Annotated in this window: 15 protein-coding genes; 13 read left to right on the forward strand and 2 right to left on the reverse strand. The window is 61.7% G+C overall.

Annotation, left to right across the window (positions count from 1 at the left end):
- Nucleotides 1-316: 316 nt before the first annotated feature.
- Nucleotides 317-541 (reverse strand): hypothetical protein, encoded by a 225-nt coding sequence (locus U8L64_RS10245; protein ID WP_333396932.1) that lies wholly within the window; start codon nt 539-541, stop codon nt 317-319.
- 98 nt (nt 542-639) lie between these two features.
- On the opposite strand from U8L64_RS10245, the gene U8L64_RS10250 reads away from it, so the two are divergent.
- From U8L64_RS10250 to U8L64_RS10305, 12 genes are all read left to right on the forward strand, one after another.
- Nucleotides 640-1,305 (forward strand): LexA family transcriptional regulator, encoded by a 666-nt coding sequence (locus U8L64_RS10250; RefSeq protein WP_333396936.1) that lies wholly within the window; start codon nt 640-642, stop codon nt 1,303-1,305.
- Nucleotides 1,306-1,446: 141 nt separating this feature from the next.
- Nucleotides 1,447-1,773, forward strand: a complete 327-nt coding sequence (locus U8L64_RS10255; protein WP_333396939.1) for a hypothetical protein — start codon at nt 1,447-1,449, stop codon at nt 1,771-1,773.
- 786 nt (nt 1,774-2,559) lie between these two features.
- On the forward strand, nt 2,560-2,832 hold the full coding sequence (locus U8L64_RS10260; protein WP_333396942.1) for a DUF1654 domain-containing protein: 273 nt from the start codon (nt 2,560-2,562) through the stop codon (nt 2,830-2,832).
- A gap of 108 nt (nt 2,833-2,940) precedes the next feature.
- On the forward strand, nt 2,941-3,138 hold the full coding sequence (locus U8L64_RS10265) for a hypothetical protein (protein ID WP_081973318.1): 198 nt from the start codon (nt 2,941-2,943) through the stop codon (nt 3,136-3,138).
- Nucleotides 3,135-3,788, forward strand: coding sequence for a hypothetical protein (locus tag U8L64_RS10270; protein WP_333396948.1), 654 nt, complete (start codon nt 3,135-3,137; stop codon nt 3,786-3,788). Before U8L64_RS10265 ends, U8L64_RS10270 begins: the two co-directional genes overlap by 4 nt.
- Nucleotides 3,789-3,799: 11 nt before the next feature.
- On the forward strand, nt 3,800-4,075 hold the full coding sequence (locus U8L64_RS10275) for a hypothetical protein (RefSeq protein ID WP_138299519.1): 276 nt from the start codon (nt 3,800-3,802) through the stop codon (nt 4,073-4,075).
- Nucleotides 4,072-4,467, forward strand: a complete 396-nt coding sequence (locus tag U8L64_RS10280) for a hypothetical protein (RefSeq protein WP_333396952.1) — start codon at nt 4,072-4,074, stop codon at nt 4,465-4,467. Before U8L64_RS10275 ends, U8L64_RS10280 begins: the two co-directional genes overlap by 4 nt.
- Nucleotides 4,464-4,724: a pyocin activator PrtN family protein gene (locus U8L64_RS10285; protein ID WP_333396955.1), complete on the forward strand. Its 261-nt coding sequence runs from the start codon at nt 4,464-4,466 to the stop codon at nt 4,722-4,724. Before U8L64_RS10280 ends, U8L64_RS10285 begins: the two co-directional genes overlap by 4 nt.
- A gap of 40 nt (nt 4,725-4,764) precedes the next feature.
- Nucleotides 4,765-5,112 (forward strand): hypothetical protein, encoded by a 348-nt coding sequence (locus tag U8L64_RS10290; RefSeq protein WP_043296248.1) that lies wholly within the window; start codon nt 4,765-4,767, stop codon nt 5,110-5,112.
- 41 nt (nt 5,113-5,153) lie between these two features.
- A complete protein-coding gene (locus U8L64_RS10295) occupies nt 5,154-5,993 on the forward strand; it encodes a DUF2303 family protein (RefSeq protein WP_333396959.1) in 840 nt (279 codons plus the stop codon).
- 53 nt (nt 5,994-6,046) lie between these two features.
- Nucleotides 6,047-6,532, forward strand: coding sequence for a hypothetical protein (locus U8L64_RS10300; protein ID WP_333396961.1), 486 nt, complete (start codon nt 6,047-6,049; stop codon nt 6,530-6,532).
- The gene (locus U8L64_RS10305; RefSeq protein WP_155552365.1) at nt 6,529-7,128 is read left to right on the forward strand and encodes a phosphohydrolase; all 600 of its coding nucleotides are present in this window, start codon (nt 6,529-6,531) and stop codon (nt 7,126-7,128) included. The genes U8L64_RS10300 and U8L64_RS10305 overlap by 4 nt, the downstream gene beginning before the upstream one ends.
- 41 nt (nt 7,129-7,169) lie before the next feature.
- On the opposite strand, the gene U8L64_RS10310 is transcribed toward U8L64_RS10305, so the two are convergent.
- Nucleotides 7,170-7,676, reverse strand: coding sequence for a hypothetical protein (locus U8L64_RS10310; RefSeq protein WP_333396966.1), 507 nt, complete (start codon nt 7,674-7,676; stop codon nt 7,170-7,172).
- A 122-nt stretch (nt 7,677-7,798) separates the two neighbouring features.
- Here U8L64_RS10310 and U8L64_RS10315 point away from each other — a divergent pair, with 122 nt between their 5' ends.
- Nucleotides 7,799-9,391, forward strand: a complete 1,593-nt coding sequence (locus U8L64_RS10315) for a DNA cytosine methyltransferase (RefSeq protein WP_333396968.1) — start codon at nt 7,799-7,801, stop codon at nt 9,389-9,391.
- Nucleotides 9,392-9,571 lie beyond the last annotated feature (180 nt).

Genomic DNA, 9,571 nt, shown 5'->3' on the forward strand with positions numbered 1-9,571 from the left:
GTAGCCAGCTGCAGGGCGGTTGCCCTACAGTTGGCTCACAGCTTGCGACCTTCCCGATACGTGCTGTGTCCTCGGGTCGCGGGTTGAGGGAGTCAGGGGTGGTACCCGTCTCCCGGACCGCTGGGTCAAGGCTCTTACTTTGGTGAGTGGGCGCCTTGATTCCAGCCTCTACATCCACCTGCCGCCGTGGCGACAGGTTTGTTGCTCCTGGCCCTTGGGCCTGCCGGCTCCGGTCTGCTGGTGAGGCTCCCGGAGCCGGCCCCCGCCGCCTGAATCCTTGTGCTGTATCCCGGCGGGGTGTGCCCTTGGTGAGTAGTCAGGCTGCTGATTTGCGGGGAGCTTCCGACTCGCGCAGCGAGGAATCCGAACCGCCAACCTTCTGTGCGTAGAGCGATTCGATTGCCTTGCCTGTGGTGTAGCGAACATCGGAGCCATTCAGCGCCCGGTGGATCGTAGGCTGAGTGGCGCCCACCGCCTCGGCGATGGAGCCTTGGGTGTAACCCGCCTCAAGCAGCCCTTCGATCATGTTCTTGATGGTCATCGCTCAATCCTATGCGCATTCGCATTGGAATTGATAATACGCAGACGTATTGAGCGAATCAATACACTCGTCAATACGTTTTTGAATTGGAAACAGCCATGCATATAGGCAAGCGACTTGCCGCGAAGCTGGAAGAGCTTGGCTGGTCAGAAGGTGAGCTGAAACGTCGTTCCGGCGTATCGCAGCCGACCATCCACAGAATTATTACTGGTGAGTCTCAAGACCCTCGTCAGAGCAACGTCGAGAAGATCGCCCGGGCGCTCGGCGTAAACGCTCACTGGCTGCGGCATGGCGGCCCGAACGCCACAGGCCCAAAGGAAGGTCCGGCGTCCTACGCTATGGATATGGAGCCGGGCCCGGAAATCATTACCCCGTATCGTCCGATCAAGATCGTCGGCACCGCACAGCTGGGTAACGAGGGCTACTGGTATGCACTGGACGGAGGTGATGGCGTGGTTGACGTGCCCTCTCGCGACCCGGATGCCTACGCATTGCGTCTGCGCGGCGACTCGATGGCACCGGCGATCAGGTCAGGCTGGATCGCAATCGTTGAGCCGAATCATCGCTTGGTACCGCTCGAGTATGTGATGATCCGCCTACAAGATGGCGAGTGCATGCTCAAGGAACTGCTACAGGCGACCGATGAGGAAGTTGTCGTTCAGTCAGTCAACGAGCGCTTCGGACGGCGCACGATACCCACCGATCATATCGAAACTATTCACTACGTCGGCCACATCGTAGCCCCTAGCAAGCTTAGGCTCTAGTACGGCGCATTCACGTGCCATTGGCCTAAGAAATTCATAGCACGGCCCAGACGATCAGACTCGACGTGACGAAGTACATTTCTATACACTCGCGGCCGCGTCAACAACTCGCATGTTGGCATTTCTAACTGGGAGGGAACCATGGCAATCAGCGACGGCATGAAGCTGACTCACCTTCAGGACGAACGCTTCATCAATGAATATGCTGATCAGATAATTGGATTTGGCTTCTCCGCCACGACCGAGGCCAAAATCGCGCTCACATTTGGTCGCGATTTAGTTCAGATCAAGCATGAAGTGTTCAAAGAAGCGGCGCCAGGTACGTTTCAAACCATCATGACCGAGGAGGGCTTCGAGGTCACCCGAATTGATTTCGCAACCTTCACGATGAGCCTAGATGCGGCCGTCCGCCTTCGAGATCTTCTGAACCAGATGATCGAAAATGCAGGACAAGTGCCGCAGCAGTGATGGGATCACTCGCTTTCGCTTCGGCTAATTGCACAACGATACGACCCGCATATGTTGAACGCGGCGCGTCGTTTCGTGTCACTAGCACCGGGGATTTAGGCACGTTAGAGATCAAAAGCTCTCCCCGGGGCTGTGGTCAAATTCGCCTTTTTGAAGTGGAGCGAGTTAACCAGTCGGTACTGTTATCGCAGCTACTGCACTATGATTCATCAAGCATGCGCGGCCAATTTGCGGCACTTGACGCGGCAGGCTTGATTCATGTGGCTTTCCGCTTCATCGAGGATACGGACATGCCAGCTGGCGCTAGTCGGTCGAAGGATCTCTTTTTCCAAGTCACGCTACCAATCGTAGCGGCAATAATAGTCGCGGCCTGGACGCTATACACAAAGCTGGACGACAGCATTGAGAGTGTTCGCCTGGAGGCCAAACAGGACCTGAGCGCTTACAGTCGCGACGTCAATCAAAGGTTCGATAGAGTCGACGATAAGTTGGATTCGATTAGTGCGAAAGTGACCGAAGTGTCGTCCATGGTCACCACTGAGGTGTCAGATCTGAGAGTGCGCCAGGCCCAGATCGAATCGCGACGGTAGTCTCCAAACCCGCCTCAGGCGGGTTTTTTACATCCGTCTCAAGGTCCTCACCACCAAAATAAAGCATCGTGGCTGTATGTCGGCCTTAGCACCCGTGCCATTTTCTTACACATCAAATCTCGCCCGCCCCCCCTTTCGATTGAACTTTCATCAACCTCTCATTACTGTGCGTATATACAGCAGCGGGAAGGAAGCAATGAATCGGACTCACACCATCGGCCATCAGCGCCAGCTGTCCAGTTACAGCCGATTGGTGCGCCGCGTTAACCACGCAATCTCCACACCGCGCGCCCAGCGCGAATGCCAAGCCAACCTAGCCCCGCAGCAGGATGACCGGCCGGAAGACTGGGAGCGCCTGCTGGATGAAATCCAGCAAACGGACGGCGTCGCCATGACCAAGCGGTCAGATGGCAGCGTTCACGTCCGCTGGCGCTCTGCTGCGCGCTATTCCGAATCGTCGGCACTGTAACAACAGAAGTTCGCTCACCTATCCAATGCGCTTATTCGTTTACGCATTGACACGATCAATACGCTGACGTATTGTTCTCGCGTACCCACTCACCACGGGATCGCGACAATGGACACAGCACAGCACAGCAGCACCCGCTGCCCGGTCTACTTGCACCCGGCAGCGGCATCTAACCCCACCACCGTTGCAAGCATTCAGCGCGCCACCGGCCAGCTGATCGTGCTCACAGGTGGGCGCCCGCAACTCAAGCGCAACACCCTGCCCGCCCTCGAGAGCTTCGGCCCGTTCGGAGGGGATTGCGCATGAGCACCTTCACCCTCACCAGAGGCAGCGAAGCCGCCCTTGGCATGCTCGCCAGCCAGGCAGGCAGCGAAACCCTGCTGCTCACCCAGCCCGCCCGCGAGCTGCGCGCCGAGCTGAGCATCGAGCCATTCACCAGCGACAGCGGCGATCAGCTGCTGGCCGTGCTGTTCATGCGCGAGCAGCGCCACAGCATGACCCTCCAGCGCAACGACGGCGCCAACGCCCAGCACCTGGCCGATTGGATCGAAGCCGTTGCCAACGGCACGCTGGATACGGCCGAGGCCATACCGCAGCGCGCTGACCCGAGCGACTTGGCAGCGGCCCCTGCGGCATTCCACGCAGCCGCCCGCGAACTGAACGCGCAGGCAGAGCCAGCCCCGGCGCAGGATGAACTTGCTGCGTTCGGGGCTTGGTACATCACACCGGAAGCTTTCAAGGCAGGTGACAGCAATGGATGGCGTGGCGTGGCGTGGGCGGCGTGGCAGACACGGGCCAGCCTCTGCGCAGAACTGGTGGATGCGCTCGAAGCAATGGTTCGGCAGTACCCGAACCCTGATCTTTCGCATGTCGACTATCGGGTCCACGCGTGCAAGCAGGCCGAACATGCGCTTGGCAACTACCGCGCAGCCCTGGCCACCAGCCCCGCAGCCTGAGGCCCGCCACCATGAACCGCACTCTCGACCAAGCCGCCGCCGTGCTCGGCGTCGGCCCGCGCAAGCTGCGCGCACGCATGCGCGCGCTGGGCCTGCTCAACCACGCCGGCGAGCTGATCAGCAGCGAGCGCGGCCAGGGCCGGCTGTTCGTCGACACCCGCAGCCGCTGGAACCCGGCCATCAACAGCTACACCCATTACGGCGTGGTCATGGCCACCGAAGATGGCATCGCGTGGCTGGCCGAGCAGCTGGAAATCACCATCACCCGCAAGGACGTCGCCGCATGAGCACCTCCGCGACCCAACACGCGATCGGCGCCCTCAAGCTCGCCAGCCTGCATCTGGACCACCCCAGCGTGATCCCAGGCCGAATGCTGCGCGCCACCTGCGCCGAAGCCATCGACCGTCTGCAAACCAACCAGCCCCACGCGGATGACCTCGGCCGGCTCTGGTGCTCGCTGTTCGCGGTACTGCCGGGTGGCTACCTGCCACACGTCACCCTCACCACGGATCAGGCCGTGCCATTCGCCTGCGTCATCACCGACGCCACCGGCAACGTGGTCGACCGGCAGGCCGGCAAGACCATCGAGGGCATCACCGAGATCATCCGCCTGCGCCACTCACCCGGCGCGCCACGCTCCGTCGAGGGGCGCGGGGACCACGAAGGGGCCAGCCAGTGACCAGCACCTACGAGCAATTGCTGCGCCGCTACGACCGGCCCTGCCTGCCACTGGACGAAGTGCGCGCCGAGTACCTGCCGCACATCAACAGCATGGAGTATCTGCTGCACGAGATCCGCACCGGCGCCATCAAGCTGCGCTACACCCGCCTGCACGGCACCCGCAAGGCGCAGCCCGTGGTGTACCTGCAGGACCTGGCCAACTGGCTCGATGCACAGAACCCCACCCATTCCGCCGCCTCAACCAAGGCGGCATAACCCGCCCCCACCACGGGCAACCAAAGAGGCACAGCACGCCATGAAACCCACCGATACCAGTGACTTCATCAACTCCCTCAACGCCGGGGTCTTCGCCCAGCAGGTTGGTCGCGCACTGTCCGACGTCGCCGCCGGCGTGGTCGAGCACAGCAAGCAGGGCCAGGTGACGCTCACCTTCAAGCTCAAGCAGATCGGCCAGAGCAATCAGGTCGCCGTGTCGCACACGCTCGACTACGTGCAACCCACCAAGCGCGGCAAGAAGCGCGAGGACACCACCCTCGACACCCCGCTCTACGTCACCGCCAACGGCCTGGAACTGTTCCAGACCAACCCCACCGACCAGCTCTTCAAACCTGAGCAGGCGCCTGTCGTCGCCCGCGAAGTCTGACTCGCCTCACCAAGTCCCACTCACCAAAAGGAAGACACAGCATGTCGCTGAGCAAAGAAGCCATCCAACACATCGAGTCCCAGGCCGTGATCGCGGCGGCCAAGCCGCTCAGCATTCAGGACGGCACCACCGTGACGGTACTGCCGGAGAATATTCGCCTGCAGTCGCTAGAAGCATTCCAGCCGATGCGCGACCGCTTCCGCGGCACTATGGCTACCCACTCCCTGCAGGACTTCATCAAGTACACCGAAAGCCATGACGTTGTGGATGACAACGCACCGGTGAAGGCGCTCGGCTTCATCGACCAGGACGCCATGCGCGCCACCGTAATCTTCAACCTGGGCGAACCCGGCGCAGCGGGCCACGGTGATGATGTAGCCGTGCTCACCCTCAAGCCCACCGCCGCCTATTCCGCTCTGCTCGGTGTGCTCGGCAAGCCGCTCAGCCAGAAGGACCTCGCCGAATGGCTGGAGGACTGGCTACCCGCCCTGCAGGCGCTGGACGACGAGACGAACCTGCAGATGATCCAGGCCATCAACGCAGTGCGCCGCATGACCATCAAAGCCACCAGCCAGCGCGACAGCAACGTCGGCGACTTCTCCTCCAGCCGCTCAGCGATGGACGAGATTGAGGCCAAGAGCCAGGACACCCTGCCCTCCGCCTTCATCTTCACCACCGTGCCGTTCGAAGGGCTGGACGTGGCAGATATCAAGCTGCGCCTGTCCGTAATCACCGGCCGAGACGAACCGCAACTGAAGCTCCGGTGGGTCGGGGAGGAAGCGCAGCGCGAAGCCTTTGCCCGGGAATTCAAGGACGTGCTCGAGCAGGAAGTCGGCGGCCTGGTGCCGCTCACCATCGGCACCTTCTCCCTCGGCAAATAACCACCACCACCCGCCGGCCTCACCAGCCGGCGGTCACCACGGGGACACAGCACATGAACATCACCAGCATTCAAATACTTGCCTTGATCGGCTGCGTTGCCGCCGCGGCACTCGTGTTCGGCATCGGCTTCTATGAAGGGCTGCGCGCCGGCAAGCGCGAAGCGTTCGACACCGGCTACCAGCGCGGCCTGCAAGCCCACCGGCACGAGCTGCGCCGCCTGCACCAGCAGCGCGACAAGGCCCAGCACGAGCACACCATCACCCGCCTCGACGCCGCCCAGGCAATCGAGCAGCTGACCTCAGAGCTGGACACCTGCAAGGCTCAGATCGCCACCCTGCAGAACCGCGCCTTGACCGAGGCGGACGCCGACCACCTGATCGCGATGGCCGACAAACTCAGCCTGGCCGCCAACACCTTCGCCGGCCTGCGCTCGAACGACCAGGCTGAAACCTGCCGCCGCCTCTCCAACACCGCTCGCGCCATGTTCGACCGCTACTGGCAGACCCTACCCGTGCTGGAAGTGGAGGTGATGCAATGAGCTGGATTCTCACCCGCACCGGCCGCCGCTTCGACCTCCTCGCGCCCAAGGCCGACCAGGTAAGCACGCTGGACATCGCCCACGCGCTCTCGCAGCTCTGCCGCTTCAACGGCCACACCAGCCGGCACTACTCCGTCGCGCAGCACAGCCTGCTGGTGGCCAGCATCGTGCCGGCCGAGCATCAGCTCGCCGCCCTGCTCCACGACGCCACCGAGGCCTACGTCGGCGACATGACTCGCCCACTCAAGGCCCTGCTGCCGGACTTCAGCGCTATCGAGCACGGCATCTGGCTCGCCATCTGCGAGCGCTTCCAGCTCGCCCCGCAACTGCCCGAGTGCATTCACGAGGCGGACATGGTCGCCCTGGCAACCGAACGCCGCGACCTCATGCCCGAGCACGGCGAGAGCTGGCCATGCCTGGAAGGCGTGACACCGGCACCGTGGCAGTTGCCCGAATGGACCAACACCCACGCCTGCGTCCAGTACCACGGCAAGCTGCTCGAACTGCTGTCCACCACCCACCGCGCCCGCGCCAGCTCCACCTGGGAGCGCGTGGACACCGAACACACCGGTGCCGCCGCGCCGCAGTGCTTGTGAGGTTGGACGAAATGCCTCTAGAAATTAGCTGGTATACGCCCCTAGGTAGGACGCTTAAAGAATCTCAGATGGTCGGAAACGACGACCAAATGATGAAAAAGCGGTCCACGTTCATGGTCAATTACCTCCTCACCTGCAATCAGCCTGCTCGCCTGATACTTGGCGCCCTGAAGAGCAGAGATGATGCCAACGAGAGCCTCTACGGCTTCAGCAGATGGCATACGACTGAGGTCAAAAGAATCCAGTTCAGACCTGCTCGCATCTACATTTTCAATGTAGGGAATAAGACTGTCGACGTCCTCAAGATCCTGAATACATACGGCCATTTGGCTGTTGAGAGCATCCAGCCTGAAATGCGCCGCCCCACCCTTTCGATAGATAGCCGCAAACAACGCTCCCTCTTTTCTCGTTTCTCTGGCAATTGCATCCTTACGATCATTCCTGGCAACCTGAATAGCTACCAAAATCGCAATCAACGACCCGACCGCCTGTACCCAAGCAGCACCTGTCTGCCCGGCTTGGAGAGCGCACACGAAGAAAGTGGCCACTGCGAAAACTCCAACCACTCCCGCAGCCAAAAAGCCGTATTCACGCAATCGCGCAAGCCACACGTTTTAACCTTCCCTAGTTCACCTGACGAAGCCTGCTATTTAGCCGTAGGGGGTGTTCGGTGAACAATCTTTATCGTATCCACCCTCAACCGGCGTTCAACTTCAACGGCCTAGTCATCGATAACTTTGCCGGCGGCGGTGGCGCCTCCACAGGAATAGAGCTGGGCCTTGGCCGCCCTGTCGACATCGCCGTCAACCACGACCCCGAGGCCGTGGCCATGCACGACATCAACCACCCGCACACAAAGCATTTCTGCGAATCGGTGTGGGAGGTCGACCCGCGCGTGATAGTCGACGGTCACCCCGTCGATCTCTGCTGGTTCTCGCCCGACTGCAAGCATTTCAGCAAGGCCAAAGGCGGCGCACCGGTGAAGAAGGAGATACGCGGCCTCGCCTGGGTCGCCATTCGCTACGCCGCCACGGTCAAGCCGAAAGTCATCATGCTTGAAAACGTCGAGGAGTTCGTGACGTGGGGGCCGCTGGCCACCGACGGCCGACCCTGCCCGAAGAACAAGGGCCGCACCTTCACCAGTTTCGTGAACGCACTCCAGCGCCACGGCTACCAGGTGGATTGGCGCGAGCTGCGCGCCTGCGACTACGGCGCCCCGACCATCCGCAAACGCCTGTTCCTCATCGCCCGCTGCGATGGCCAACCCATCGTCTGGCCCGAGCCCACCCACGGAGACCCGGCGAGCGAGGCGGTCAAGGCCAAGCGCTTGACGCCCTGGCGCACCGCCGCGGAGATCATTGATTGGTCACTGCCCTGCCCGTCGATCTTCACCCGCAAGAAGGCGCTCGCAGAGAACACCCTGCGCCGGATCGCCCGGGGCATTCAGCGCTACGTGATCGAATCGAACCAGCCCTTCGTTGTTCAGGGCATGGCACCTTTCATCACCGAGCACGCCAATGGCAGTACGCAGCGCAACATGTCGGCAGATGCGCCGCTGCGCACCATCTGTGCCCAGGTGAAAGGCGGGCACTTCGCGCTGGTAGCGCCGGTCATCACCAAGTTCCGGGCGAATGATCGCGGCTCAACGGTCGAAGCACCGCTGGCAACCGTCACCGCGAACAGCTTCATCAAGAAGCCGGGCGGCGCCGCGCCGATCGGCCTCGTCGCCGCTTTCCTCGCCAAACACTACGGCGGCAACTACACCGGCCCAGGCAGCGGCCTGGAGAGCCCGGTGCCGACTGCGACCACCGTCGATCACAACGCACTGGTGACCAGCCACCTAGTGAAGCTGCGCAACAACTGCATCGGCCAGGACCTGCGCGAGCCAGTCCACACGCTGACCACCGGAGGTCATATGGGCGAAGTGCGCGCGTTCCTGCTCAAGTACTACGGCACCGGAGACGGCCAGCCGCTGCAGGAACCACTGCACACCATCACCACCAAGGACCGCCACGCACTGGTGATGATCAAGGGCGAGCCCTACCAGATCGTCGACATCGGCATGCGCATGCTCGAGCCACACGAGCTGTTCGCTGCCCAGGGCTTCCCAGCCGACTACATCCACGACCGTACCGCCGGCGGCAAGAAGCTCAGCAAAGCCGCGCAGGTGCGCATGTGCGGCAACAGCGTCTGCCCACCGGTAGCCGCCGCCTTGGTACGCGCAAACCTGGTGGATCAGCAGCAGAGCAAGGAGGCCGCATGACGAAGGAGCTCTATAAGCGCCCGCTTCATCAGAAACCAAAGGAGCGCGCGAAGGACTTCGCTATGAAGAGCGGCGACGAGTTTACGTTTGATTGCGCTGTACATGGTTGGCACCTCTTGATTGGGCGCCTCACACCATATGAGCCAACTTCGTCGCTACGTGCACTCCAACGCTTGCCCG

This window comes from Pseudomonas sp. FIP_A4, assembly GCF_036701605.1.
Taxonomy (GTDB): Bacteria; Pseudomonadota; Gammaproteobacteria; order Pseudomonadales; family Pseudomonadaceae; genus Stutzerimonas; species Stutzerimonas phenolilytica.